Annotated in this window: 30 protein-coding genes; 1 reads left to right on the top strand and 29 read right to left on the bottom strand. The window is 61.0% G+C overall.

Annotated elements, in window-relative coordinates:
- Positions 1-59: 59 nt before the first annotated feature.
- A complete protein-coding gene (gene mscL / locus EWV35_RS02020) occupies positions 60-485 on the top strand; it encodes a large conductance mechanosensitive channel protein MscL (RefSeq protein WP_129657660.1) in 426 nt (141 codons plus the stop codon).
- A 93-nt stretch (positions 486-578) separates the two neighbouring features.
- Here mscL and glmM read toward each other — a convergent pair whose 3' ends face one another.
- The 29 genes from glmM to EWV35_RS01875 form a co-directional block, all read right to left on the bottom strand.
- Complete coding sequence (gene glmM / locus EWV35_RS02015; RefSeq protein ID WP_129657659.1) at positions 579-1,937, bottom strand: phosphoglucosamine mutase; 1,359 nt, start codon at positions 1,935-1,937, stop codon at positions 579-581.
- A gap of 20 nt (positions 1,938-1,957) precedes the next feature.
- A complete protein-coding gene (gene ppk2, locus EWV35_RS02010) occupies positions 1,958-3,070 on the bottom strand; it encodes a polyphosphate kinase 2 (RefSeq protein ID WP_129657657.1) in 1,113 nt (370 codons plus the stop codon).
- Positions 3,071-3,208: 138 nt separating this feature from the next.
- Positions 3,209-3,712 carry a 30S ribosomal protein S9 gene (rpsI, locus tag EWV35_RS02005; RefSeq protein ID WP_129360069.1) on the bottom strand — a complete coding sequence of 168 codons (504 nt, stop codon included), beginning with the start codon at positions 3,710-3,712 and terminating at the stop codon, positions 3,209-3,211.
- Positions 3,713-3,745: 33 nt separating this feature from the next.
- Positions 3,746-4,189: a 50S ribosomal protein L13 gene (rplM, locus tag EWV35_RS02000; protein ID WP_129360070.1), complete on the bottom strand. Its 444-nt coding sequence runs from the start codon at positions 4,187-4,189 to the stop codon at positions 3,746-3,748.
- Positions 4,190-4,480: 291 nt separating this feature from the next.
- The gene (locus EWV35_RS01995; protein ID WP_238654030.1) at positions 4,481-5,530 is read right to left on the bottom strand and encodes a tRNA pseudouridine synthase A; all 1,050 of its coding nucleotides are present in this window, start codon (positions 5,528-5,530) and stop codon (positions 4,481-4,483) included.
- A gap of 114 nt (positions 5,531-5,644) precedes the next feature.
- Positions 5,645-6,364 (bottom strand): 50S ribosomal protein L17, sunset domain variant, encoded by a 720-nt coding sequence (gene rplQ / locus EWV35_RS01990; protein ID WP_129657655.1) that lies wholly within the window; start codon positions 6,362-6,364, stop codon positions 5,645-5,647.
- 96 nt (positions 6,365-6,460) lie between these two features.
- Positions 6,461-7,468 carry a DNA-directed RNA polymerase subunit alpha gene (locus tag EWV35_RS01985; protein ID WP_129657653.1) on the bottom strand — a complete coding sequence of 336 codons (1,008 nt, stop codon included), beginning with the start codon at positions 7,466-7,468 and terminating at the stop codon, positions 6,461-6,463.
- 173 nt (positions 7,469-7,641) lie between these two features.
- A complete protein-coding gene (gene rpsK, locus EWV35_RS01980) occupies positions 7,642-8,046 on the bottom strand; it encodes a 30S ribosomal protein S11 (RefSeq protein WP_129360073.1) in 405 nt (134 codons plus the stop codon).
- 28 nt (positions 8,047-8,074) lie between these two features.
- Positions 8,075-8,443 (bottom strand): 30S ribosomal protein S13, encoded by a 369-nt coding sequence (gene rpsM / locus EWV35_RS01975; protein ID WP_129360074.1) that lies wholly within the window; start codon positions 8,441-8,443, stop codon positions 8,075-8,077.
- 152 nt (positions 8,444-8,595) lie between these two features.
- On the bottom strand, positions 8,596-8,709 hold the full coding sequence (gene rpmJ, locus EWV35_RS01970; protein WP_030014999.1) for a 50S ribosomal protein L36: 114 nt from the start codon (positions 8,707-8,709) through the stop codon (positions 8,596-8,598).
- Between the two features lie 130 nt (positions 8,710-8,839).
- A complete protein-coding gene (infA, locus tag EWV35_RS01965) occupies positions 8,840-9,061 on the bottom strand; it encodes a translation initiation factor IF-1 (RefSeq protein WP_005505018.1) in 222 nt (73 codons plus the stop codon).
- Between the two features lie 323 nt (positions 9,062-9,384).
- Entirely contained in the window at positions 9,385-10,560 is a 1,176-nt protein-coding gene (gene rlmN, locus EWV35_RS01960; RefSeq protein ID WP_129657651.1) for a 23S rRNA (adenine(2503)-C(2))-methyltransferase RlmN, read from the bottom strand.
- 38 nt (positions 10,561-10,598) lie between these two features.
- Positions 10,599-11,426 carry a type I methionyl aminopeptidase gene (map, locus tag EWV35_RS01955; RefSeq protein WP_129657649.1) on the bottom strand — a complete coding sequence of 276 codons (828 nt, stop codon included), beginning with the start codon at positions 11,424-11,426 and terminating at the stop codon, positions 10,599-10,601.
- A gap of 128 nt (positions 11,427-11,554) precedes the next feature.
- Positions 11,555-12,118, bottom strand: a complete 564-nt coding sequence (locus EWV35_RS01950; RefSeq protein WP_129657647.1) for an adenylate kinase — start codon at positions 12,116-12,118, stop codon at positions 11,555-11,557.
- On the bottom strand, positions 12,115-13,425 hold the full coding sequence (gene secY, locus EWV35_RS01945; RefSeq protein ID WP_129657645.1) for a preprotein translocase subunit SecY: 1,311 nt from the start codon (positions 13,423-13,425) through the stop codon (positions 12,115-12,117). Before secY ends, EWV35_RS01950 begins: the two co-directional genes overlap by 4 nt.
- A 234-nt stretch (positions 13,426-13,659) precedes the next feature.
- Positions 13,660-14,130: a 50S ribosomal protein L15 gene (rplO, locus tag EWV35_RS01940; RefSeq protein ID WP_129657643.1), complete on the bottom strand. Its 471-nt coding sequence runs from the start codon at positions 14,128-14,130 to the stop codon at positions 13,660-13,662.
- A gap of 2 nt (positions 14,131-14,132) precedes the next feature.
- On the bottom strand, positions 14,133-14,342 hold the full coding sequence (gene rpmD / locus EWV35_RS01935; protein WP_129360080.1) for a 50S ribosomal protein L30: 210 nt from the start codon (positions 14,340-14,342) through the stop codon (positions 14,133-14,135).
- Entirely contained in the window at positions 14,342-15,052 is a 711-nt protein-coding gene (gene rpsE / locus EWV35_RS01930) for a 30S ribosomal protein S5 (protein WP_129360081.1), read from the bottom strand. The genes rpmD and rpsE overlap by 1 nt, the downstream gene beginning before the upstream one ends.
- Positions 15,049-15,411, bottom strand: a complete 363-nt coding sequence (gene rplR, locus EWV35_RS01925; RefSeq protein WP_129360082.1) for a 50S ribosomal protein L18 — start codon at positions 15,409-15,411, stop codon at positions 15,049-15,051. The genes rpsE and rplR overlap by 4 nt, the downstream gene beginning before the upstream one ends.
- A gap of 2 nt (positions 15,412-15,413) precedes the next feature.
- Positions 15,414-15,950, bottom strand: a complete 537-nt coding sequence (rplF, locus tag EWV35_RS01920) for a 50S ribosomal protein L6 (RefSeq protein WP_129657641.1) — start codon at positions 15,948-15,950, stop codon at positions 15,414-15,416.
- Positions 15,951-15,977: 27 nt separating this feature from the next.
- The gene (gene rpsH / locus EWV35_RS01915) at positions 15,978-16,376 is read right to left on the bottom strand and encodes a 30S ribosomal protein S8 (RefSeq protein ID WP_129360084.1); all 399 of its coding nucleotides are present in this window, start codon (positions 16,374-16,376) and stop codon (positions 15,978-15,980) included.
- A 71-nt stretch (positions 16,377-16,447) separates the two neighbouring features.
- Positions 16,448-17,008 carry a 50S ribosomal protein L5 gene (rplE, locus tag EWV35_RS01910; protein ID WP_129360085.1) on the bottom strand — a complete coding sequence of 187 codons (561 nt, stop codon included), beginning with the start codon at positions 17,006-17,008 and terminating at the stop codon, positions 16,448-16,450.
- Positions 17,008-17,343: a 50S ribosomal protein L24 gene (gene rplX / locus EWV35_RS01905; RefSeq protein WP_129657639.1), complete on the bottom strand. Its 336-nt coding sequence runs from the start codon at positions 17,341-17,343 to the stop codon at positions 17,008-17,010. Before rplX ends, rplE begins: the two co-directional genes overlap by 1 nt.
- A gap of 3 nt (positions 17,344-17,346) precedes the next feature.
- On the bottom strand, positions 17,347-17,718 hold the full coding sequence (gene rplN / locus EWV35_RS01900) for a 50S ribosomal protein L14 (protein ID WP_129360087.1): 372 nt from the start codon (positions 17,716-17,718) through the stop codon (positions 17,347-17,349).
- A gap of 461 nt (positions 17,719-18,179) precedes the next feature.
- Entirely contained in the window at positions 18,180-20,678 is a 2,499-nt protein-coding gene (locus EWV35_RS01895) for a YncE family protein (protein WP_129657637.1), read from the bottom strand.
- 157 nt (positions 20,679-20,835) lie between these two features.
- The gene (locus EWV35_RS01890; protein ID WP_129657634.1) at positions 20,836-21,645 is read right to left on the bottom strand and encodes an ABC transporter ATP-binding protein; all 810 of its coding nucleotides are present in this window, start codon (positions 21,643-21,645) and stop codon (positions 20,836-20,838) included.
- Complete coding sequence (locus tag EWV35_RS01885; RefSeq protein ID WP_129657632.1) at positions 21,642-22,724, bottom strand: FecCD family ABC transporter permease; 1,083 nt, start codon at positions 22,722-22,724, stop codon at positions 21,642-21,644. The genes EWV35_RS01890 and EWV35_RS01885 overlap by 4 nt, the downstream gene beginning before the upstream one ends.
- Positions 22,721-23,782 (bottom strand): FecCD family ABC transporter permease, encoded by a 1,062-nt coding sequence (locus EWV35_RS01880; protein ID WP_129657630.1) that lies wholly within the window; start codon positions 23,780-23,782, stop codon positions 22,721-22,723. The genes EWV35_RS01885 and EWV35_RS01880 overlap by 4 nt, the downstream gene beginning before the upstream one ends.
- A gap of 6 nt (positions 23,783-23,788) precedes the next feature.
- Entirely contained in the window at positions 23,789-24,799 is a 1,011-nt protein-coding gene (locus tag EWV35_RS01875) for a hypothetical protein (RefSeq protein WP_129657628.1), read from the bottom strand.
- Positions 24,800-24,811 lie beyond the last annotated feature (12 nt).

Genomic DNA, 24,811 nt, shown 5'->3' with positions numbered 1-24,811 from the left:
AATTGCAAAGCTACGCAAAATTCACCCCCTATGGGTGATTCTTTGGATAGTATGTCCGCATGCTTAAAGGATTCAAAGAATTTATCATGCAGGGCAATGTCATCGACCTGGCCGTCGGTGTCATCATCGGTAGTGCGTTCAGCACCGTCATCAACGCTCTCGTCGAGTCAGTCATTATGCCGGCCATCTCAATGTTGGTCGGCGCCCCCAACTTCGATGATTTCCTGGTCTTCGGCCAGATCAAGGTCGGCGTGTTCCTGACCGCCGTCGTCAACTTCTTGCTCATCGCCGCGGCCCTCTACTTCTGCATCGTCATGCCGATCAACACCATGAACACTCGCCGTGCCCGCAGGCTCGGTTTGGAAGAAGGGGACGACACCGAGCCTGAGGTCGCACTGCTCACCGAGATCCGTGACGCCCTGATCTCCAACAAGAACGTCACGGGCGCATCCTCGTACATGGATCCCGAAGCCAACAAGAACTGACACCGTCAGGCTCATTCCTCCACGAGCAGGAAGGCCCCGCACCATTCGGTGCGGGGCCTTCCTGCTCGTGGAGATGTATTGGAGCGTAAGCAGCTACAGGGCAAGCTCTTTCGCCACGACGTCGGCCAAACGGCTCGCATGGTGATCGACCGACTCCTGGTCGGGTCCTTCGACCATCACCCGAACCAGCGGTTCGGTGCCGGAAGGCCTGAGCAGCACGCGACCAGCCTTGCCGAGTTCCCTCTCCACCGAGGCGACTGCATTCTGCACGGCGTCATTCGAATCGGCGGCTGCCTTGTCCACGTTGGGAACATTGATCATCGTTTGCGGAGCACGCTCGAACCGGTGCGACAAGGTCGACAGGGTCAGACCAGTCCGGCTCACCTCGGCGGCCAGATGCAGACCGGTCAGGATACCGTCTCCGGTCGTCGCGTAATCGCTCATGATCACGTGTCCGGACTGCTCGCCACCCAAATTGTATCCGTACTGGTTCATCGCCTCGAGGACGTACCGGTCCCCTACCTTGGTGCGAAGCATCGTCACGCCTTCGGACGCGAGGTACTGCTCCATCCCGAGGTTGGTCATGACGGTAGCGACCAGGGTGTTGTCTTTGAGCTTTCCGGCGTCGCGTCGTGCAAGCGCCAAAACCGACATGATGGTGTCGCCGTCGACGATCTCACCGCGTTCGTCGACAGCGAGGCAGCGGTCGGCGTCGCCATCGTGGGCGATCCCCAGATCGGCCCCTAGCTCTTTGACTTTGGCCTGGAGACCTTCGAGATGGGTCGAGCCCACGCCGTCATTGATGTTCGTACCGTTCGGCTCGGCGGCCACCACATGGACCTTCGCCCCCGCAATGCGGAAAGCGTCCGGCGAACATCCCGAGGCAGCACCGTTGGCGCAATCCAGGACAATGCTCAGCCCGTCCAGGGACAGTCGACCTGGCAAGGTGGACAGCAGGTGGGTGACGTATCGGTCCTCGGCGTCGGAGAACCGGGAAATCTTGCCTACCTGTCCGCCGTCGGGGAAACGGAAATCCTGCGATTTGAACAATGCCTCGATCTTGTCCTCCACCGCGTCCGGTAGCTTCTTTCCACCACGGGCAAGGAACTTGATTCCGTTGTCGTAGAAAGGATTGTGCGAGGCAGAAATCATCACGCCAAAATCCGCGTCCAGATCGGCCACCAGATACGCCGCGGCCGGCGTCGGAAGCATCCCGGCGTCGTATACGTCCACTCCCGAAGAAGCCAACCCGGCCATGATCGCAGCCCCGATGAATTCACCGCTGACACGGGAATCATGCGCTATGACTGCTTTGGGGCGTTCCCCCCCGGGAACCTGGTCGAATCCGAGTACGACAGCGGCCGCCTGCGCCAATTCCAAAGAGGAACGTGCACTCATCTGTTCACTGTTGGCACGAGCTCGAACACCGTCGGTTCCAAATAATCTAGACATCGAAAATCATTCTACGCATGTCAGTCGGCATCCTCCGACTTGACCACCGGAAACCCTTCTCGGTTGTTCTGTTCCTCGGCTTCGAAGATGTCTGAAGCTGGCCCCACAATCAACGGGTCGGGCTGGCCGACGACGCTGTGATCCTTATTCGGGTACTCGAACTGGGACAGGACGTACCGCATGGCTTCCAAACGGGCTCTCTTCTTGTCGTTGGACTTCACGATGGTCCAGGGAGCATCACCCGTGTTCGTGTAGAAGAACATCGCTTCCTTCGCCTCGGTGTAGTCGTCCCATTTGTCGAGAGAAGCCAGATCAGTGGGAGAGAGCTTCCACTGCCGTACCGGGTCGGTGCGTCGCGCCTCGAACCGCGCGACCTGTTCGGCTCGCGTGACCGAGAACCAGAACTTGATCAACTTGATCCCGGAGTTGACGAGCATCCGCTCGAGCTCCGGAGTCTGGCGCATGAATTCGTAATACTGGTGCGGCGTGCAGTAGCCCATGACCCTCTCGACGCCGGCACGGTTGTACCAGGAGCGGTCCATCATCACGATTTCTCCGCCCGAAGGAAGGTGCTGGATGTAACGCTGAAAGTACCACTGGGTTTGTTCGATCTCGGTCGGTTTCTCCAGGGCCACAACCCGGGACCCCCGCGGATTCAAATGCTCGGTGAACCGTTTGATCGAACCGCCTTTGCCTGCGGCGTCACGTCCTTCGAAAATGAGCAGGATCTTCTGACCTGTCTCCTTGACCCACAGTTGTAGCTTGAGAAGCTCGATCTGCAGTGCCCGCTTGGTCTTCTCATATTCCTTGCGCTTGAGCTTCTCCTCGTAGGGGTACCCAATCTTCCAGACTTCCGAAGTCGAATGTTCCTGGTGCAGCCGGTGCTGGAGCGAGGCGATCTCGTCCAATTCTGCGGCGTAGTCCTCCGTCACGGAGACCCGGCGCTCCTGTTTTTTGAGCGCTTCGGTCACGGCAGGCGTCGCTTCATTGCCGGCCCCGCGTGCCTTGGTCCCCCGGATGGTGATCTGTTCGGCGGCTTGACGGCTTTCCGCCGATGCTTGTCCCGAATCCTTCCGGCTTGCGCCTTGGTCTCCGGACGGCTCGGAGGTTTTCTTGCGTTGAGTGTTCGTCATTGAACATCTTTCCTTTCCCCAGTGCGGACAGCCTCTATTTTATGCGCTGCACGCGCGGACCCGGGGCCCATCGGAAACGCAAAACCCCTCACCGTCCCAAACGGACGATGAGGGGTTTTCGAGCAGTTTCGGAGCGGTTTAGCGCTTGGAGAACTGCGAAGCCTTGCGGGCCTTCTTGAGACCGGCCTTCTTGCGCTCGATGACACGGGCGTCGCGAGTCAAGAAACCAGCCTTCTTGAGGGCTGCACGGTTATTCTCGAGATCAATCTCATTCAGCGCACGAGCAACGCCGAGACGCATTGCACCGGCCTGGCCAGAGGGGCCACCGCCGTGAACGCGGGCGATGACGTCGTAGGCACCTTCGAGCTCGAGGAGCTTGAACGGATCGTTGACTTCCTGCTGATGCAGCTTGTTCGGGAAGTAAACCTCAAGCGGGCGACCATTGACGGTCCACTGTCCCGACCCCGGGATCACGCGAACGCGGGCAATAGCCTGCTTGCGGCGGCCAACTGCGGCCCCGGAAACGGTCAGAGCCGGACGCTCGGTCACAGTGGCTTCGGCGACGGGCTCGGTGGACTCGGAGGTATAGCTGGTGACTTCCTCGCCCTCGGTATTAATCTGGTCTTCAGTATTCTGAGCCACGATTTCTCCTTGTAGTTGTCTTCGTAGGCCCGATTACTGGGCGATCTGGCCGAACTCGTAGGTCTTGGGCTGCTGAGCAGCATGGGGGTGCTCGGCACCCGCATAAACCTTGAGCTTCTTGATTTGTTCGGCCGCGAGCTTGTTCTTAGGCAGCATGCCCTTGACAGCCTTCTCGACAGCCTTGGTCGGGTTCTTCGCCAACAACTCGGTGTAGGAAACGGACCGCAGGCCACCCGGGTAACCGGTGTGGCGGAATGCACGCTTCTTCTCGAGCTTGGCGCCTGTCAGGGCAACCTTCTCAGCGTTGATGATGATGACGAAGTCACCGGTGTCCACGTTAGGAGCAAAGGTCGGCTTGTGCTTGCCGCGCAGCAGTGTTGCGGACTGGCTGGCAAGGCGACCCAGGACAACGTCGGTGGCGTCGATGACATGCCACTGGCGATCGATGTCGCCGGGCTTCGGAGTGTACGTACGCACGTTAATTTGCCTTCGTGTCGGAATTACTTCATTGGCGCTAGTTGGGTGTCACGCCAGATCAGGTGCGCTCGAAGGGGTCTGGGTGAGGGCCAGACAACATCCGTTCCGTCCCGAAGTCTCGCCGCCTAGATCATCCTTGTGCCCTGCAACTGGGCGAATGAACCGGGCGCATGAACCGAGGTGGGACACGCACAACAGCTAGTAACTATACCGGAGTATCCTGGCTTAATCCACAGGTGGCAGAAAGTCCACCGCGATATCCCCCACATCGGCCTCCGCCGACCGGCCCACTCAGTGATCCGCCGCCCTCCTCGCCCGGGTCTGCTCCGCACGCGTCACCCAGTCGGCGGGTGACGAAGGATACGTGATCGATTCCAGAACCAGACCCTCGGGAGGAGCAAGGCGAACGCTGGAGTCGCGAACCGGCACGGCAATCCTGGAATCCAACCATGCAAGGTCTCTCCTGCCCTCCGCGACCGAAACACACGAACCGATGATGGACCGGACCATGTTGTGGCAAAAAGCATCTGCCCGGATACGAGCTTCGATGAGGCCGCCCACCGTGCGCTCGAATCGAACCGACTTCAGGTCACGGATCGTGGTCGCACCAGGACGAGGTTTGCAAAACGACAAGAAGTCGTGCAGTCCCAGCAGACGTTCGCCCGCCCTGTTCAACGTCTCGACATCCAAAGCAAATCTGGTCCAGTACGACGTCGTCCGATTCAGTGGTCCCTGGCGCTCGAGCCCGTCCGCAATCCTGTAGACATAGGAACGAGACATTGCCGAGAAGCGAGCGTCAAAACCTGCCGGAACTATTGTGGCTGATCTAATCACGATCGAGCCCATGGCGGCACCCCGGGAACCGGGCCTCAAAGGCGGCGCAACCGAGGACAGGACCCGCGCCAGGGCACCGTTCATTTTCCGAACAAACGATTCGGCGGGAGTATCCGGCGCGGCGTCGCTCCCCTTACGTACGCGCCCTCTCAAGCGGTTCCAGACATCCGACGGAAGATCGAAATGGACCACCTGGTGATCGGCGTGCACTCCAGCGTCGGTGCGACCGGCCACCGTATAGCGAACGTCCCGGCGAAGAACGAGGCGTGCTGCCTCTTCGAGGCACCCCTCTATGGTCACGAGGCCGGGCTGCTTGGCCCAACCGGAAAACGGGGCACCGTCATAGCAAAGGTCCACACGAACCCGCACACTGTTGTTGTCCGCAACCACGACCATACCCAGATCCCCGACCACGCTTTCTCCTCTGACCGCTCCGGGAGTCGGGCAAGTCGCCGGGCCTGCCGAATCGGGTTCATTCGACGATACGACGGTGTCCTTCTGAGTCATGACGTGTCCTCCGCTTCTCCGGACAATTGCAGGGATACCAAGAACAAAGCCCCGCCCACCGCAACGGTGGACGGGGCCTCAATCATCGCGCAACGCAGCGCGCAGAAGGGATCCTTACTCGGAAACCTTCTGAGCGGCAGCGCCACCAGCCGGCGCGTAGCCGGCCGCGATAGCGGATTCTGCGGTGTCGAACCAGATCTCGGCACGCGTGCTGGAGTACCAGCGCGAACCGGGAACATGGTACTTCATGGAGTCGCGGTTGCCCTTGACCTCGAAGCCCTCGGGGGCTTCGCCGGACTCGAGCGGAGCGTGCGAGCCTGCGGGCAGATCCGAAGCCGGTGCCTCGGGAGCTGCGGCTTCCTCGGCTGCGGGCTCAGCGGCCGGCGCCTCGGTCGGCGCTGCGGAGTCCGACTGGTTGGCGGAAGCGGCAGCGTTGGCTGCCTGGGTTGCTTCGTCAACAACGGCCTTCGACGCGACGGGCTCCATCACGAGCTCGATCACGGCCATGGGCGCATTGTCCCCTGAACGCGATCCGATCTTGGTGATGCGGGTGTATCCACCGGGGCGCTCGGCCATGGCCGGAGCGATCGTGGTGAACAGCTCGTGGACGACGGACTTGTCCGTCAACGAACGCATCACCCGACGGCGGGCCGCGAGATCCCCGCGCTTGGCGAAAGTGATCAAACGCTCTGCCACTGGGCGAAGGCGCTTGGCCTTGGTCACGGTGGTCGTAATGCGCTTGTGCTCGAAGAGCTGCTGGGACATGTTGGCCAAAATGAGGCGCTGGTGTGAGGGGCTACCGCCGAGGCGCGGCCCCTTTGTGGGAGTAGGCATATGAGTTTCTCTCCATTGGTCATGGTTCCCGCGAACTCACATCGCGAGGACCAAAGATTGGTGTGAACTGTGGTCGGCTCGTTGCCGTCCGAGGGACTAGAAGGACTCTTCCTCGTCGGCCTCTTCGTCCTCGGCCGCGCGAGCTGCCAAATCGAAGCCTGCGGGCGAGTCCTTGAGGGACATCCCCAACTCAGCCAGCTTGTCCTTGACCTCGTCGATGGACTTGGCACCGAAGTTCCGAATGTCCATCAGATCCGCCTCGGAGCGCGTCACGAGTTCACCCACAGTATGGATGCCCTCACGCTTGAGGCAGTTGTACGAACGCACGGACATGTCAAGGTCCTCGATCGGCAGGGCCATATCGGCGGCCATGGACTCGTCGGCCGGAGAAGGTCCTACCTCGATGCCCTCTGCCTCGGTGTTCAGTTCCCGAGCGAGCCCGAAGAGCTCGACCAAGGTGCTGCCCGCGGAGGCAACCGCGTCGCGCGGAGCGATGGCTTCCTTGGTCTCGATATCGAGCACAAGGCTGTCGAAGTCGGTACGCTGCTCGACACGAGTCGCCGCAACGCGGAAAGTGACTTTGAGGACCGGGGAGTAGATCGAGTCGACCGGGATGCGGCCAATCTCGGACTCTCCGGCGCCCGCCTTGTTCTGCGAGGCCGAAACGTAGCCGCGGCCACGCTCGATCGTCAGTTCGGCGTTGAAACTTCCCTTGGCGTTGAGGGTTGCGATGCGGAGCTCCGGGTTGTGGATCTCCACACCGGCCGGAACCTCGATATCGGCAGCGGTCAGTTCGCCAGGGCCCTGCTTGCGCAGGTATGCCACGACGGGTTCGTCGTTCTCGGACGAAACCGAAAGCTTCTTGATGTTCAGGATGATCTCGGTGACATCTTCTTTTACGCCGTCCACGGTGGAGAACTCGTGCAGCACACCGTCAATACGGATACTGGTCACGGCGGCACCGGGAATGGAGGACAGAAGCGTGCGACGCAAGGAATTACCCAGCGTGTAGCCGAATCCGGGTTCGAGGGGCGAGATCGTGAAGCGCGAGCGGTTATCCTCGACGACTTCTTCACTCAGGGTAGGGCGCTGTGCAATGAGCACTGATGTTTCCTTTCAGCGAGCATCCGCTATATGACGCAACACAGGTTGGGGAAAACAAGGGATAAGGGGCCGCGGTTGCGGCACCCGGATGTCTCGTGGCCGGAGCCATGAGATCCCAGGCTTGCGGTTCCCGAACAAGGGATACACCAGCCTGGCGGACGGCAACGTCTGGATCAGACGCGGCGGCGCTTCGGGGGACGGCAACCGTTGTGCGCGCTCGGGGTCACATCAGAGATGGAACCTACCTCAAGGCCGGTGGCCTGGAGCGAGCGGATAGCGGTTTCGCGGCCCGAACCCGGACCCTTGACGAACACGTCAACCTTGCGAACACCGTGCTCCTGGGCGCGCTTTGCGGCGGACTCAGCAGCCATCTGCGCGGCGTACGGCGTCGACTTGCGCGAACCCTTGAAGCCCATTTCACCGGCGGAAGACCAGGAAATCACGGCGCCCGAGGGATCGGTGATCGAAACGATGGTGTTGTTGAATGTGGACTTGATGTGCGCCTGACCGGCGGCAATATTCTTTTTATCCTTGCGGCGGGGCTTACGAGCGGCCGCAGCACGAGTCTTTGGGGGCATTAAAAACTTCTCCTACGCGAAAGGGTGATTACTTCTTCTTACCGGCGACCGTGCGCTTCGGACCCTTGCGGGTACGCGCATTGGTCTTGGTGCGCTGGCCGTGTACGGGAAGGCCGCGGCGGTGGCGGAGTCCCTGGTAGCTGCCGATCTCAACCTTGCGGCGGATGTCGGCTGCCACCTCGCGGCGGAGGTCGCCCTCAACCTTCAAGTTGCCTTCGATGTAGTCACGCAGCTGAACGAGCTGGGCGTCGGAGAGGTCCTTGACGCGGATGTCCGGGCTGATGCCGGTGGCGGTCAGGGCCTCGAGGGCACGGGTCTTACCCACGCCGTAGATGTACGTGAGAGCAATTTCCACGCGCTTTTCGCGGGGAAGATCTACTCCTGCGAGACGAGCCATAGTGGCGGTTCTCCTTGTAGTTGATCCAGAGGTTTACAGCATCACTGCCCGAGTTTCCTCGGTCTCCGGCCTCTGTATCCGGAGGTATCCCACTGATGGGGAGCGGTGCCTTGTATTAGATGCCGGCGGTAACCGGCTGCATCAGAAGGCTATTAGCCCTGACGCTGCTTATGGCGCGGGTTACTGCAGATAACCATGACCACGCCGTGACGGCGGATCACTTTGCAGCTATCGCAGATGGGCTTCACGCTCGGCTGAACCTTCATCGCATTCCTTTGCGTTGTTGCAACTTGTAGTTGTTACGAGACCCGACACGCAGTCGGATCTCATGCACGCAGACAGGCACCACCCGTCTGGGCGGTGCCCTTCACCCTCCGCACGAGGCGGAGATGAGATCTACTTGTAGCGGTAGACGATGCGACCACGTGAGAGATCGTACGGAGAGAGTTCAACGACTACCCGATCCTCGGGGAGGATTCGAATGTAGTGCTGACGCATCTTTCCGGAGATGTGTGCAAGAACCTTGTGACCGTTGTCCAGCTCAACGCGGAACATTGCGTTGGGCAGGGCTTCCACCACAGAGCCCTCAATCTCGATTACGCCGTCTTTCTTGGCCATATCCTCCGCTAACGTCGGTGCCCCACGCGCTGTGCGAGAGGCAATTGAATGATTCTTTCTGCCATCACACCACCAAAAATGTGCGCGCGCACGGCAGACACAACCAACAGACAAGTGTACGCCATACTTTGCTGTATGTTAACCCAGCAACTGGTCAGGAACCGTTGTGACTTCCCTCGCTCAGTCCTTTTCGCGCCGATGGAAGGCCGGAAATCCACGGTTCCGGGGCAGAACCAGTCCATTGTGTGCGTTTGTATGGGATACACGCGCTCACAGGTGGGACTTCAAGGGTTCAGGCCATGGCGTCAGTGCCCTGAACTCCCCTAGCTCGCTGCCGCCAACTGGCCGCATGCCCCGTCGATATCTGATCCGCGAGTGTCCCGAACCGTGGTCGGGATACCATGCGCCCGAAGACGCTCGACGAAGTTTTGCTCGACGCCGGGACGAGAGGCCGTCCATTTGGAACCCGGTGTCGGGTTAAGCGGAATGGGATTGACGTGGACCCAGCCCCGGCCCCTCTGGGCCAATTTCTTGCCCAGCAGGTCCGCGCGCCAGCCCTGATCGTTGATGTCCCGGATGAGCGCGTACTCAATCGAAACCCGACGTCCGGTCTGACGGTAATAGTCGTACGCAGCGTCAAGGGTCTCGTCGACCTTCCACCGGTTGTTGATCGGGATAAGCTCGTCTCTGAGCTCGTCGTCCGGGGCGTGCAGGGACAGGGCCAAAGTAACCGGCAGGTTCTCTTGGGTGAACTTGTACATCCCAGGAACCAAGCCAACCGTCGACATCGTGATCCCTCGAGCGGAGATTCCCAGGCCTTCGGGCGAGGGATCGATCAGCCGATGCACGGCGCCCAGCGAAGACTTGTAATTCGCGAGGGCTTCGCCCATTCCCATGAAGACGATGTTCGAGATACGCAAGGGCTTGGTCTCTTCTGGACCGTCCGCGGCGCTTTCAAGCCCCTTCATCGTCTTGACCATGCGCGCCCCCGCTACCACCTGTTCCACGATTTCCGCCGTGGAAAGGTTTCGAGTCAGGCCGGCCTGACCCGTCGCGCAGAAGGGACAGTTCATGCCGCAACCGGCCTGCGAGGAGATGCACATGGTCACGCGGTTGGAATACCGCATGATCACGGACTCCACCAGTGCGCCGTCGAAGAGACGGTGCACCAGTTTCAGGGTGTCTCCGCCGTCGGCCTCCAGGGTGTTCACTGTGGTCAGCAGCTTAGGCATCGCATCGGCGACCATCTGCTCACGGGACGCTGCCGGAAGGTCCGTCATCTCCTGGGGATCTGTGACCAAACGCTCGAAATAGTGCTTGGACAGCTGTGAGGCTCGGAACGGCTGATGGCCGAGTTCCTTGAGAAATTCTTTGCGTCCCGCGAGATCCATATCAGCGATGTGACGCGGCGGTTTGGCCCGTCGAGGAGCCTTGAGCAAGATTTTGCCGGGTTCGAGCCGGGAGGTGATCTCCACGGGGGTCGAAGTCTCGGATGACACGGTAGTGCCCCTTTTCCTGTGTGCGGCGTGTGTGGTGCTTAGTCGGGAATCGGGGCCACTGAGACCCCCAGGGCGGCCAGTTCTTCGGCACCGCCGTCTTCAGCGGTCAGGACCCAGATGCCGTCCCGATGAAATGCCACCGAATGTTCCCATTGGCTCGCATGGGAGCCATCGATGGTCTTGACCGTCCAGTCGTCGTCCAAGATCACGGTCTCCGTCGATCCTGTCACAAGCATCGGTTCGATCGCCAGGGCCATACCCGCCTTGAGCCTGGGACCTGAGTCACGAGTGCGGTAATTCGGAACGTCGGGGGCCATGTGCATCTCGGTTCCAATACCGTGGCCCACGTAATCCTCGACGATCCCGTAGGTCCCGCCCGATTCCTTGCGGACAAAATCCTCGATAGCTGCACCGATCTCCGCCACTCGCCCAGCTGTAGCCGCGGCGGCGATACCGTGCCACATCGCAGCTCGGGTCATTTCTGACAACTCTTGGTCCTGCGTGCTCGCGTTTCCGACCAATACGGTGCGCGCAGAGTCCCCGTGCCATCCGTCGACGATTGCGCCACCATCGATCGAGATGATGTCCCCGTCGCGCAACGGTTCATCGTTGGGAATGCCATGGACGACGATGTCATTGGGAGAAGCGCAGATAGTTGCCGGAAAGCCGTAGTAACCGAGGAAGTTCGACGTCGCGTGGTTTTCCGCAAGAACTTCGCGGAAAGTTTGGTCCAATTGTGCCGTTGTCACGCCGGGGGCGGTCGCCGTGACGGCGGCGTCGAGCGCTCGTGAGGTCACGACGCCGGCACGCGCCATGACACGGAGCTGCTCGTTGGTCTTGTACTCGATTTTGCGTCGGCCGAACATCCGGGCACTTCCTCATCAGGTTTTGTTTGGTTGGTTCATCCGGACCAATCGCCGGGTAGAACGACGGGCCCCCGAGCAGGATGCGCCGGGGGCCCGTCGTTGGGTCTCCTGAGAGACTGGAAATCGAACTATCGAATGGCAGCCAGCAGACGCTGACTGACCTCGTCGATGCTTCCGAGGCCATCCACGCGAGTCACGATGCCTCGTGCCTCGTACAAACCGACGATCGGCTCGGTTTCCTGGGCGTAGACCTCCAGACGGTGACGGATCACTTCTTCCGTGTCGTCGCTGCGACCCTGATCCTTGGCGCGTCCGAGGAGACGCTGAACGAGCTCCTCGTTGTCCGCGGTCAGCAGCAAAACGCCGTCAATCTTCTGACCCAGCTCATTGAGGATCGAATCGAGTTCCTCGACCTGCGCCGTGTTGCGGGGATAACCATCCAGCAGGAAGCCGCGACTCGCGTCGTCCTGAGCCAAGCGGTCCCGAACCATGCGGTTGGTGACCGAATCGGGGACCAGGTTACCGGCGTCCATATACTGTTTGGCCTCGCGACCCAATTCAGTTTCTTCCTTGATGTTGGCCCTGAAGATATCGCCCGTGGAAATGGCCGGGATCGACAATTCCTCGGAGATCTTGGCGGCCTGTGTTCCTTTTCCGGCGCCGGGAGGCCCGATGATGAGCAAACGGTTCATCGCAGAAGTCCTTCATAGTGTCGTTGTTGTAACTGAGCGTCGATCTGCTTGATGGTGTCCAAGCCGACGCCGACCACGATCAGCAGCGATGTGCCACCGAACGGGAAATTTTGGTTCGCATTGAACATCACGAGTGCAATCAGAGGTATCAGCGCCACGATGCCCAAATACAGCGAGCCCGGGAGGGTGATGCGGTTCAGGACGTATCCCAAATACCGCTCGGTCGGACGCCCGGCACGAATCCCGGGGATGAATCCGCCGTACTTCTTCATGTTGTCCGACACCTCTTGCGGGTTAAACGTGATCGAAACATAGAAGTAGGCAAAACCAACGATCAACAGGAAGTACAAGATCATGTAGAGCGGGTGATCGCCCTTGACCAGGTTGCCGTTGATCCAATTGACCCACTCGGGAGGAGGCGTTCCGTCCTTGGGGGTCGAGAACTGCCCGATCAGCCCGGGCAACATCAGCAGCGACGACGCGAAGATCACCGGTATCACGCCGGCCATGTTGACCTTGAGCGGGATATACGTGGTCGTGCCGCCGATCGTGCGCCGGCCGACCATCCTCTTGGCGTATTGCACTGGAATCCTGCGCTGGGATTGTTCGACGAACACCACCGCGATGATCACGACGAGACCGATGCCGAGGATCGCGGCGAAAACGCCCCATCCCTGGGTCTTGAAGATCTGGCCGAGTGCGGACGGGAAGGAAGCAGCGATCGACGTGAAGATCAGCAAGGACATGCCGTTGCCGACACCCTTCTCCGTGATCTGCTCGCCCAGCCACATGATGATGCCTGTGCCCGCGGTCAGGGTGATAATGATGACGATGATCATGAGGATCGAGTCATCCGGGATAACCGGGAGCGGGCAGTTGCCCAGCAGAGCACCCGAGCGAGCCAAGGAGATGATTGTCGTGGCGTTCAGGAGCGCCAGACCCATGGTCAGGTAGCGCGTGTACTGAGTCAGCTTCTGCTGGCCCTGACCGCCTTCTTCATGCAATTCCTGGAATCTCGGAATCACGACTCGAAGAAGCTGCACGATGATCGACGCAGTGATGTACGGCATCACGCCCAACGCGAAGATCGACAATTGTAGGAGCGCGCCACCGCTGAAGAGGTTGACCATGTCGTAGATACCACCGGTGGTACCTCCCATGGCGATGCACTGCTGGACGTTCCCGTAGTCAACACCCGGCGCTGGCACGAAAGTACCGGCGCGGTAGATCACAATGACCGCGAGTGTGAACAGCAGCTTGCGTCGTAGGTCGGGGGTTTTGAACGCCCGTCCGAAAGCGCCGAGCACTTGGCCTCCTGTAAAAGTTTGTTCAGTTGGAATCCCGGCGTTTGCCGTCCGCAGACAGCTGCCGAGCCAATAGGTCCCTCGTTAGTCTAACGGCAATGCGTCGCGGGAACCCGATTACGTCCGTCACCCCGCCACAACGTGCCGGGGCGCAGACAAGATGAGGCCCCTCCCCGGGCTTCCGGGGAAGGACCTCATCCCTATGAAATGCCTTCGAGCATCAGCCCGATCGCAGTTCTACTTGCCGGTTGCGGTGGCGGTGCCACCGGCGGCTTCGATTTTCTCCACAGCGGATGCGGAGAGCTTGTCAACGGTGACGTTGACCTTGACGGTCAGGTCGCCTTGGCCCAGAACCTTGACGGGCTGGTTCTTGCGAACCGCACCCTTGGCCACGAGGGACTCGACGGTGATGTCGCCACCCTCGGGGAACAACTCCGAGATACGGTCCAGGTTCACGACCTGGTACTCCACGCGGAACGGGTTCTTGAAGCCACGGAGCTTCGGAAGGCGCATGTGCAGCGGAAGCTGCCCGCCTTCGAAACCTGCCTTGACCTGGTAACGAGCTTTGGTGCCTTTGGTACCACGACCAGCGGTCTTGCCCTTGGACCCTTCACCGCGGCCCACACGGGCCTTGGCTTTGTGGGATCCCTTGGCCGGACGCAGATCGTGGAGCTTGATGGCCTGGCGCTCTTCGTTGGTATCTGCCATTTTTACTTGACCTCCTCAACCTTCACGAGGTGAGCGACGGTGTTGACCATACCGCAGGTCACCGGATCGGCGGTGCGGACAACTTTGTTGCCCGGACGCTTGAGTCCCAGTGAGCGCAGAGTGTCGCGCATATTCTGCTTCTGGCCAACGTAGGACTTCATTTGCGTGATCTCCAGCTTGGAATCGCTGGGCTGAATACGCTTACCGGACATTACGCACCTGCCTTCTCATCGCGCATGAGGTAGCTGGGGATGACCTCGTCGTTCGGCAGACCACGGCGGGCTGCAACGGCAACGGGCTCTTCCAGCTGACGCAGGGCCTCAATGGTCCCGTGCACGATGTTGATCTGGTTCGTGGAACCGAGGGACTTGGACAGCACGTCGTGGATGCCAGCGCACTCGAGTACCGCACGCACCGGGCCACCGGCGATAACACCGGTACCGGCCGTAGCGGGGCGGAGCATGACAACGCCAGCGGCCGCTTCACCCTGCACACGGTGCGGGATGGTGCGGTCCTCGACGCGGGGAACGCGGAAGAAGTTCTTCTTGGCTTCTTCAACGCCCTTGGCAATGGCCGAGGGAACTTCCTTGGCCTTGCCGTAGCCGACGCCGACCAAACCTTGCCCGTCGCCTACGACGACGAGTGCGGTGAAGCTGAAGCGACGGCCGCCCTTGACGACCTTCGAGACACGGTTGATGGTGACAACGCGCTCGATGTACTTGTCCTTCTCCTCATCGCGGCCACCGCGTCCACCGCGGCCACCACGATCGTTGCGGTCATTGCGACCACGGCCGCCGCGCTCACCGCGGTTGCCGCCGCGACGGTCGTCGCGCTTCGAGGAGTTGTCTTTCTCGGAGTTCTCAGTTGCAGCGTTGTTCTCTGCCACCTGATTTTCCTTTTCGTTTGCGGTCTGCTCGCTCACAGTGCCAGCCCACCTTCCCGGGCGCCTTCAGCAACAGCGGCCACACGGCCGTGGTACTTATTGCCGCCACGATCGAATACGACGGACTCGACGCCGGCGGCCTTGGCACGCTCGGCGACCAGCTCGCCAACGCGCTTGGCCTTGGCGGTCTTGTCCATATCGGTTGCGGAACGCAACTCGGCTTCCAGGGTGGATGCCGAGGCCAACGTGTTGCCCTGAGTATCGTCAATGACCTGCACGAACATGTGCTTGGTCGAACGGAATACCGAGAGACGGGGACGCGCGGCGGTACCGGAGACGTGCTTGCGAACGCGCGTGTGGCGACGCTTGCGAGCAGCGAACTTCGTCTTATTAGCCATGTTTATTTACCAGCCTTTCCGACCTTGCGGCGGATCTGCTCGCCCTCGTAGCGAACACCCTTGCCCTTGTAGGGGTCGGGCGCGCGGAGGCTTCGAATGTTGGAGGCCACCTGGCCGACCTGCTGCTTGTGAATACCGGAAACGGTGAGCTTGTTGTTGCCCTCCACGGTGAAAGTGATTCCTTCCGGAGCCTTCACCGAAACGGGGTGGCTGTAGCCCAGCGCGAATTCCAGGTCGGAGCCTTTGGCCAGCACGCGGTAACCGGTGCCGACGATCTCGAGCTTCTTGCTGTAACCCTCGGAGACGCCGATGATCATGTTATTGATCAGCGTACGGCTCAGGCCGTGCAGCGAACGAGACTCGCGTTCGTCGTCGGGACGGTTGACTGTGAGGGTATCTCCATCGAGGGAGACGGTGATCGGCGAAGCGATCTCTTGGGAGAGTTCTCCCTTGGGACCCTTGACGCTCACGAGGGAGCCGTCGATCTTTACCTCAACACCAGCCGGCACCGAGATGGGGAGACGTCCAATACGTGACATTCTTCTCTTCCTTTCTCTTGTGACCGACTACCAGACGTATGCCAGGACTTCGCCGCCCACGCCCTTCTTGGAGGCCTGCTTGTCGGTAAGCAGCCCCGAAGACGTGGACAGGATGGCGATGCCGAGGCCACCAAGTACCTGAGGCAGGTTGGTGGACTTCGCGTAAACGCGCAGGCCCGGCTTGGAAATACGACGAACTCCAACAATGGAGGATTCGCGGTTCGGACCGAATTTGAGGTCGAGAGCGAGGGTCTTGCCGACCTCTGCCTCTTCCTCGTGCCAGTCCTTGATGTAACCCTCGGCCTTGAGGATGTCAGCGATCCGGGCCTTGAGCTTTGAGTACGGCATGGACACGGAATCGTGGTGTGCCGAATTGGCGTTGCGCAGACGCGTAAGCATATCTGCGACAGGATCTGTCATGGTCATGTGGGCACTTGCCCTTCCTCGTTACGGTTTCCGCTCTCCGGAAGACCGGAAGCGGACCTGAAACGTAGCAGTTAGTTGGTCTTGAACGGGAAACCGAGCTGGCGGAGCAGCGCGCGTCCCTCGTCGTCGGTCTTGGCGGTGGTGACCACGGTGATGTCCATGCCGCGCACACGGTCGATCGCATCCTGATCGATCTCGTGGAACATGGACTGCTCGGTCAAGCCGAAAGTGTAGTTACCGTTGCCGTCGAACTGGCGATCCGAGAGTCCGCGGAAGTCGCGGATTCGGGGAAGAGCCAGGGAAATCAGACGATCAAGGAATTCCCACATACGGTCTCCGCGAAGAGTCGTGTGGCAGCCGATGGGCTGGCCTTCGCGCAGCTTGAACTGTGCGATCGACTTCTTGGCGCGGGTCACCTGAGGCTTCTGGCCCGTGATGAGGGTCAGGTCGCGCACGGCCGAATCGATGAGCTTGGAGTCGCGTGCAGCTTCTCCGACGCCCATATTGACGACGACCTTGACGAGCTTCGGCGACTGCATGGGGTTGCCGTAGTTGAACTGTTCCTGCAGCGCCGGAACGACCTCGTCCTTGAACTTGGTCTTGAGGCTGGGAGTGATCTTGGTTTCGGTCATTAGAGGTCCTTACCCGAGCTCTTGGACACGCGCACGCGAACGGTGCGGTTACGTCCGTCACGCTCTACGGTCTCTTCGCGGTAGCCAACGCGGCTGGGCTTCTTGGTCTCGGGATCGACGATCGCGACGTTGGACACGTGGATCGGGGCCTCGACCTTCTGAATGCCGCCACCTTCACCGGTGTTGGGGTTGGCCTTGGTGTGCTTGGTTACAACCTTGACGCCCTCGATGAGGACACGGTTGGTCTCCGGGAATACCTTCAGGACCTTGCCCTGCTTGCCCTTTTCGGAACCAGAAATGACCTGTACCAGGTCACCGCTCTTGATCTTAGCCATGAGTTAGAGCACCTCCGGAGCAAGCGAGATAATCTTCATGAACCGCTTGTCGCGCAGCTCGCGCCCAACCGGCCCGAAAATACGGGTACCGCGGGGCTCGCCGTCGGTGTTCTTGAGGATCACTGCCGAGTTCTCGTCGAACTTGATGTAGGAGCCGTCTGCACGACGGGTCTCCTTCTTGGTACGAACGATGACGGCTTTGACGACGTCACCCTTCTTGACGTTACCGCCAGGAATTGCGTCCTTGACGGTGGCGACGATGATGTCGCCAATACCTGCGTAGCGACGGCCAGATCCACCGAGAATACGGATAGCAAGGATTTCCTTGGCTCCCGTGTTATCGGCGACCTTGAGCCGTGACTCTTGCTGAATCACTGAATACTCCTGTCGTCTCGCCGGTTCTCACGACGCCGTCAGAAGATCTCTGACTGACGCGACGTGGGCCTTGCGGAACACTGTGTTCGGGATGATTGACGCACCGGTCTGCCATTTCATCAGGAATGGAAGTTGGCGGTTGCGCCTGGGACAGTCCATGCCAGGAACATCTGGTCCCGCTTCGATGGCGGGCGCATGCACCCGTTGACAGCGGCATTATGCACTGGCACGAAAAATCCGTGGTTGCGCGCAGGCCGAGTGGACCCACACAAGTAATCAAGGCTACCACAGGGGTTTTCCTCAGGGTAGGGCCACCGGGGGCTAGAGGACGGAATGGACTTGACGTTCATCACGCCCACCGTGGAAACGGGTCGGGGCCGAGGCTGATCGCGAGGATCGGCCTCGGCCCGGCCCGTTTGAGGGTCAAGGCGCTGCTCGATGAGCGCTCATTGCGTTACCGTTCAGTGCGCCCTCTTGCGACGAAGGGTCACAACCGCGACGCCGGCAGCCGTTGCCGCCGCACCAGCACCGGCAAGCCACATGAGCTTCCCGGCACCGGTGTGGGCCAGTCCGGGCTGTCCGGCCTGTGCATAGCCCTTCGACGAGGCCGGAGTCTGTGAGTTCGCATCCGAGCCGTTCGCCGCGTTCTGGCTCTGAGAGCCCGAGGCTCCTACGACCGGGCCGTTGCCGTTCGTTCCGTTGCCGCCCGTGCCGTTGCTGGCCACACCGTCTCCGGCCTCACCGTGGTGCTCTGAGCTTTCCGGAGACTTCTCCCGGCCTTCACCGGCAACAGCGGAGCCTTCCGTGGCGGTGTTTTCCTGGCCGCCCTTCATGCCACCATCCATTCCGGTCCCACCGTCCGATTCTCCGGGAGCATGTTCACCCGAACCCTTGTCCCCGATGCGAGTTCCGGGGTCCTGCCCGCCAGGGCCCTTGTCATCCTTGGCGCCACCAGGGACCTGTTCGTCGGAACCCTTGCCCCCATTGTCAGTACCGGGGGCCTGCGGATTTTCCGGAGCCGAAGGGCTCGGGGTTGGTGACGGATCTTGCTTGCCCGGCTCACCCGGAGCAGTCACAGCGTCCCCGACTCTCGGGCCAACCAGGGGCCCGTATCCCTGGAAATCCTTCGTCGTCGGGGTAATGCGCAACGCCTCCGGAGCATCCCACGTCTGTTGAGCGACGGTGATCTCGAGGTTCGCACCACGACTCACGTCACCGTCCTTGAGAGAACCCGACAGGAAAGAGAGGGTGTGTGTTGTTCCAGGGCCCCACGCGCCTTCCTTGACACTGGAATTCCCGGTCGTCGGATACGGCAGGCTCAGCTCCCAGTTCCCCTGATGATCTGCTTCGACGGTGGCAATTACGGGGTCACCATTGATGGAGACCGTGCCCTTGTCGTACTTGACGGCCACCTTGGAACCTTCCGATCCATTCGGGTACTTCCATCCCGTCCCCGAGACCTTGATGCTCTGACCCTCGGAGACCACAGTAGCGCCGGTGACCTTCGCCTCCGGATCCTGCTTGGACTCGACGGTCTTCACTTGGGTCTCGGCACCCGAAGCGGTCTTATTCTGGCCCTTGACCGCGCCTGTCGGCGTCGTCGTCAGTTTGAGGAGAGTGTCCGCGTTGATTGGGGTCGGTTCGGCGGGTTGCCAATCGGCGGGTGCACCCTCAGGGGCTTTGTTTTGCACACCTTTGACGGACGTCGACGAGGTGGTGAATTCTCCAGTGCGGTAGTCGATGGTGAAGGGCACCTCCGCGTTCTTATACGCCCCACCCTTGTCGACGGCGAACACGCCCTTCGGAGTCACAACCACATCATTGACGCCGAAGGGAGCGCCCATGGAGTTCTTGGCGACGGTGGCGGCAACCGTGTGAGTGCGGCCGTCGATCACATAAACACCCTTGTCAGGAGAGTTGCCATCGAAATCCGTGAGATAGACGACGTCGTTGGCCTCATCGGCGTCCAGAGACAAGGCCCTCCCGCCGAGATCGATCCACGCCTTGAACTCACCGGTGGTCTTGTCGTATACGCCTACGCCGGAGTTCTTCCCCTTCTCGCCCTGGGACGAGACGTAGATTTCGTTCAGGGATTGGTCGACGGCAACATCGGATGCGTAGAGATTGGCGTCGGGGTCCTTCTTGTGAAGCTTGATCACTTGAACCGGATGCGACAGGTCTTTCAAATCGTAGACCTTGACCTCATCCCTCATGCGAACGGGAAAGTATGCCTTCCCTTCGGACTCGTCCACCGACATGTTCATCACGGCGGTGGTCTTGTCCTCGGCATCGGCCACGTTGATCTTCTGCAGGAACGCGTACGTCTTCGTGTCGAAGACCACCACGGAGCCACGCACACCCACGAAGGCCTTTCCGTCAGCAATACGGACCTCCCGGGGATGGGCAAATTCGATTTTCGCGCGATCTTCGGCCGAGATCTTGGAAGTGGAGAACACCTCCTTCAAAGTAGCCTGGTCATAGGCGGTGACCTCGTTCGCGACGGTGTTGGTCACCCATACGGTGTTATTCACCTCGTCCACGTCGATCCCGAAGGGGCCCTTGAGCTGGACACCGGCGGCCTCCTTCCCGCCCTTTGGAATATAGGGAACAGTGTCCAGGGCGACGGTCTTCTCGATCTTCATGGTCTGTGGGTCGATCCGGGCGAGAGTTGCAGTGGTACTTGCCCCTCCGAGGACCGTGCCGGTGGCCCAAAGAGCGTCATTCTTCTTCGAATAGGCGAGCTGATACTGGCCCGGCAGGCCCTGGGTCTGCTCAGCGCGGACGTCGAAGGTGCGGAACTCGCACGCTGCCGCGGAGGAATCGTGAAGCGGAGCTCCTGGGGAACTCTCCCCCTCGGCCTGGGCCGCCGTGAGCGTACCAGCGAAGGTCAGCGCCGTTGCCGCGGTGACCACAGCCCATGCCCTGATCCCTCGAGGACGAAAGTTGTTGTAGGAAAACATAGTGATCCTCATATTTCTCTGGATGCGATTGATGTCCACGAGCCGCCGGAATGGACACCGATACGAGCCACGTTCACGCGGCCGATCCCTATTGCCACAACGGCAACCCTTGGTACGTGTTAAAGTTAGCCTATTCTTCTATTCACGGTAACCTTAGTTACCCTTGGAAAGTACTTTCGGCGGGGACGACCATGGGCGCGCCGGTCACGGGATCCCTCGTCACAAAGGCATCGAGGCCGAATACCTGGTCAACCAGCTCGGCATCCACAATCTCGCGGGGGTTTCCTTGAGAGATGATCCTTCCGTCCCGCATCATGACCACCCGAGTCGCGTACCTGAATGCGAGGTTGAGGTCGTGGAGGACCATGACGATCGTTCGGCCGGACCGGTGGAGCCGCCGCGTCAGATTGAGCACCTCGATCTGATGAGTGATGTCCAAATAGGTGGTGGGCTCATCCAGCAAGATCAGAGGCGTGTCCTGAGCCAATGTCATCGCGATCCACACCCGTTGGCGCTGGCCGCCGGAAAGCGCTTCCAACGGCCGCTCTCTGAGAGGCAGGACATCCGCAGCGGTCATCGCCTCCAGGCACGCGCGTTCGTCCTCATCGGTCCACGCCCTCAGGAGGGACTGATGCGGGTATCGACCGCGAGCGACGACGTCGGCCACGCACAGTCCCGAGGGGGCTTCAGGTGATTGCGGCAGCATCGCCATAACCCTGGCAATGTCCTTGGTTCGACTCTTTTCCATGGGGACCCCGTGCAGGAAGATCTTCCCCGCAGACGGGGTCAGCACCCGCGCCAGCGTCTTGAGCAGAGTGGATTTGCCGCAGGCATTCGGCCCCAGGATCACGGTCAGCTCGCCGTCGGGAACCTCGAAGTCAATGCCCGGCAACACCGCATCCTGGCCGTAGCCCACGGTGATACCCTCCGCGTACAAGTTGCTCCGCCAGGTATTCGTGCTGCTCACGCTCTCCTCCGCTCCACGATGATCAGATACACCAGATACAGCCCACCCAAAGCACCGGTCACCACGCCCGCATTGAGCGAGACTGGCAAAAGATACTGGCCTATCACGTCCGCGCAGAGGACAATGACCGACCCCACGAGCGCCGTGGTGATCAGCCCCGCGCCGCGAGAGGGGGCGAGGGTGCGCCCGATGTGCGGGGCTGACAGCGCGACAAAGGCCAGCGGACCAGTAATAGCGGTGGCAAGACTGACCAGAAGAACACCCACGAACATGCCGGTCACTCGCCACGTGTTGACCCGTACCCCTCTCCCCGCGGCAATCTGGTCGCCGAACCGCAGCATGGCCAGCGGCCTGGAGGCCTTCATCAGCAGCGGGGTCAGAGCCAGCAGGCCGGTTGCGATCAGGAGGGTCTTGGACCAATTCATGGTGTTCAAAGAACCCGCGAGCCAGGAGGCAGCGGTCTGCGCCTGCGTCAACGAAGCCCGAACGACCAGGAGCGAGTTGATCGCCCCCAACGTGGCACCGGTGCCTATTCCGATCAGAACGAGTCGATATCCCCGCAACCCGGTGTGCCGAGTCAGTAGATACACCACGAGGGCCGTACCGAATCCGCCGAGGATCGCCCCAAAGGCAACGCCCAGTGGATCGGCGTCGAGAACGAGTATCTGCAACAGCGCCCCTGTGGCCGCACCGTGGGTGAAGCCGATGATGTCGGGGCTGCCCAGGGCATTTCCGGAGAGGACTTGGAAGACGGCCCCCGAGAGGCCCAGTGCGGAGCCGACCGCGATCGCGGTGACCACCCGGGGCAGACGGACCTGATTCACGAAGTAGACATCGAGCCGGTCTCCCCTACCCATGAGCGCCTCATAGACGCCCGAGAGGTCTAAGTTCCGTTCGCCCTGCATCATGGCCCAGGCCGAGACCGCTCCCAGTATCAGCATGAGGATCAGGTGCACGATCAACCGGCGGACCGGAATGTCCGCACTGATGCCACGCCTCACCGCCAGAACAGATCGGCCGGACAAGTCCTTCCGAAGCGGCGCCTTGGACCTCGACGGACGATCAGTTCCCGTACTCACAGCGACCTCACCTGCCGGCCGGCCATCATGGCCATGAACAGCGGGCCTCCGGCCAGGGTCGCAATGATCCCCACTTGTGTTTCTTCCGGGGCGATGACGATACGAGCCAGGATGTCAGCAGCCAGCAACCACGCAGGCCCCAGAAGGAGGGAGCCCCCGTTGACCCAGCGGATGTCGTTGCCCAGCGCTCGACGGACCACGAACGGAACCGCCAGCCCTACAAAGGCCACCGGTCCCATGGCCGCGGTGGCCGCTCCCGTCAGCAGGGCCACGGATACCAGGGTGATCGTCTGTGTCCTGGCGAGGCGAACACCGAGTGCAACACCGGATTCTTCTCCGAGGGCCAACGCGTTGATTGAAGGTGCCACGGCAACAGCGAGGATCAGTCCCAGCGCGATCATGGGGCCGACCGACTCCACGATCGTTATGTCCCTCCCCTCGAGGGACCCTGCGACCCACAGCCTGAATTCGTCGAACGCGTCCCGATTGGACAGAACCAACGCCTGATTGACCGCCATCAGGGCGGCGGAGAGGGCAACACCTGCGAGCGCAAGCCGGACAACCGAACCCGTTTCCCCACGACCCAAGACGAAAACCCCAGTGCCGGCCACGGCCGCCCCCACCAATGCCGCGAGCATGTAGACGTGGATGCTCTGCGGCCCGAACAACACCACGGAGAGCACGACGGCGACGGACGCCCCCGAGTTGATTCCCATCAGGCCGGGCTCGGCCAGAGGATTGCGTGTCAGTGACTGCATCAGGGAGCCCGCGACGCCCAGGGCTGCACCGCAGAGGAGACCCAGAAGAGTACGGGGAATCCGCTGTTCAATCACGATGGTGCGGGCAGTAGCCGAACCCGTACCGCGGAAGACCTCAGCGACGTCGGAGCCGGTCAGCCCGTTGGATCCGAAGCGCAGCGAGGCCAGAACGACCGCCACCGTGCAGAGCCCAAAGAGTCCGCACCACGTGACCCTACCCAGCGAACGGTGGTACCCGGCCGGCGCCGTCACGGGTCCGCCCTCCGCGGCATGGCGGCGAGAGCAGAGATCACCTCGCATCGCCGCCTAGGACTCCTCTGTGGCGGTACGACGTCGTCGCATGTACCAGACGATCGCGGCAATCAGGGCCATGATGGCGAAGACGATGGTGCCGACCCAAGGGAATTCCACGGAGTCGCCCTTGGTCTCGGCGGAGGTCTTCTCGGCGTGGCCCCCTGAATCCTTGGAGGTGGCACGAGGACTCGCCGTGGCCTTGCGCTTCGATTTGTCCTTGGTGTCCTCGCTCTTTCCGTTCTCCCCTTCCTTGTTCTCTGCGCCGTCGCGATACTCCGAGCCGGTCGCCTCATCCGTCTCCGAGGAGCCGGCCATCAGCCGGTCGTATTCCTCCTTGGAGATCGGGCGGCCCTCGGCGTCCACATACTCGATCGTTTCGTTTCCCTGTCCGCTCTCACCGGCTCCCCCGGCCTGTTCCCCGGGCTGGCCGGCATTCGCTTGTTGCCCGCCCCCTGGCGATCCGCTGCCGTTGCCGCCTCGATTCTCCGCGTGATCGCCGGATCCGGCATCTTGCCGTGTGCCGCTGGAGAGGATTTCCTCTGACGTGACGTTATAACGGTGACCTCCCGAGGAGTTCTGGTTGACCCCAGCCGTGGTGAATTCCGGGCTGATGTTGGTGAAACCCTTGCTTCCCTTGCCCGGAAGGAGCTCCGTGGCCAGGAAGCGGAGCGTGTGCTTGCCATCCTTCAGGTCCTTCGGCAGGACGAACGAACCGTCCACACGCCCGTTTCCGTCCGATTTCTGCTGGTGCACGACGCACGCACCCTGGGCCGCATCCGCGGGGCACGCATCGCCGTTGTCGATCTTGACGTAGACCTGCTCGTTCTTTGGGAACCCGGTCAGGGTGAAGTGGATGGTGTCACCGGCCTTGAGTGTGCGCGGTGAGACAGAGGACGAGGTTCCCTGCGTGCTACTTTTCGCGCCGCCCGGCGGAAGCGCGGAGGATGCCGTGATCCCCAGTAGAAGAACCACCACCACGGCCCAAAGGACCGTGAGTGACCGATGGAAGTGCGAGGTGATCATGATGGTTTCGAT

This window comes from Rothia uropygialis (genome assembly GCF_004137765.1).
GTDB lineage: Bacteria > Actinomycetota > Actinomycetes > Actinomycetales > Micrococcaceae > Rothia.
The sequence above is the reverse complement of the archived record's forward strand: the minus strand, read 5'-3'. Positions and strand labels throughout refer to the sequence as shown.

What these genes read in the sequence shown, in the direction of transcription:
- mscL (WP_129657660.1), top strand. Translation starts at nt 60, where the DNA reads ATGCTTAAAGGATTCAAAGAATTTATCATGCAGGGCAATGTCATCGAC.
- glmM (WP_129657659.1), bottom strand. Translation starts at nt 1,937, where the DNA reads ATGTCTAGATTATTTGGAACCGACGGTGTTCGAGCTCGTGCCAACAGT.
- ppk2 (WP_129657657.1), bottom strand. Translation starts at nt 3,070, where the DNA reads ATGACGAACACTCAACGCAAGAAAACCTCCGAGCCGTCCGGAGACCAA.
- EWV35_RS01995 (WP_238654030.1), bottom strand. Translation starts at nt 5,530, where the DNA reads ATGACTCAGAAGGACACCGTCGTATCGTCGAATGAACCCGATTCGGCA.
- rplQ (WP_129657655.1), bottom strand. Translation starts at nt 6,364, where the DNA reads ATGCCTACTCCCACAAAGGGGCCGCGCCTCGGCGGTAGCCCCTCACAC.
- rpsK (WP_129360073.1), bottom strand. Translation starts at nt 8,046, where the DNA reads ATGCCCCCAAAGACTCGTGCTGCGGCCGCTCGTAAGCCCCGCCGCAAG.
- rpsM (WP_129360074.1), bottom strand. Translation starts at nt 8,443, where the DNA reads ATGGCTCGTCTCGCAGGAGTAGATCTTCCCCGCGAAAAGCGCGTGGAA.
- rpmJ (WP_030014999.1), bottom strand. Translation starts at nt 8,709, where the DNA reads ATGAAGGTTCAGCCGAGCGTGAAGCCCATCTGCGATAGCTGCAAAGTG.
- infA (WP_005505018.1), bottom strand. Translation starts at nt 9,061, where the DNA reads ATGGCCAAGAAAGACGGCGTAATCGAGATTGAGGGCTCTGTGGTGGAA.
- map (WP_129657649.1), bottom strand. Translation starts at nt 11,426, where the DNA reads ATGTTCGGCCGACGCAAAATCGAGTACAAGACCAACGAGCAGCTCCGT.
- EWV35_RS01950 (WP_129657647.1), bottom strand. Translation starts at nt 12,118, where the DNA reads ATGAACCGTTTGCTCATCATCGGGCCTCCCGGCGCCGGAAAAGGAACA.
- rplO (WP_129657643.1), bottom strand. Translation starts at nt 14,130, where the DNA reads ATGGCAGATACCAACGAAGAGCGCCAGGCCATCAAGCTCCACGATCTG.
- rpmD (WP_129360080.1), bottom strand. Translation starts at nt 14,342, where the DNA reads ATGTCCGGTAAGCGTATTCAGCCCAGCGATTCCAAGCTGGAGATCACG.
- rplR (WP_129360082.1), bottom strand. Translation starts at nt 15,411, where the DNA reads ATGGCTAATAAGACGAAGTTCGCTGCTCGCAAGCGTCGCCACACGCGC.
- rplF (WP_129657641.1), bottom strand. Translation starts at nt 15,950, where the DNA reads ATGTCACGTATTGGACGTCTCCCCATCTCGGTGCCGGCTGGTGTTGAG.
- rpsH (WP_129360084.1), bottom strand. Translation starts at nt 16,376, where the DNA reads ATGACCATGACAGATCCTGTCGCAGATATGCTTACGCGTCTGCGCAAC.
- rplE (WP_129360085.1), bottom strand. Translation starts at nt 17,008, where the DNA reads ATGACCGAAACCAAGATCACTCCCAGCCTCAAGACCAAGTTCAAGGAC.
- rplX (WP_129657639.1), bottom strand. Translation starts at nt 17,343, where the DNA reads ATGGCTAAGATCAAGAGCGGTGACCTGGTACAGGTCATTTCTGGTTCC.
- EWV35_RS01895 (WP_129657637.1), bottom strand. Translation starts at nt 20,678, where the DNA reads ATGTTTTCCTACAACAACTTTCGTCCTCGAGGGATCAGGGCATGGGCT.
- EWV35_RS01880 (WP_129657630.1), bottom strand. Translation starts at nt 23,782, where the DNA reads ATGCGAGGTGATCTCTGCTCTCGCCGCCATGCCGCGGAGGGCGGACCC.
- EWV35_RS01875 (WP_129657628.1), bottom strand. Translation starts at nt 24,799, where the DNA reads ATGATCACCTCGCACTTCCATCGGTCACTCACGGTCCTTTGGGCCGTG.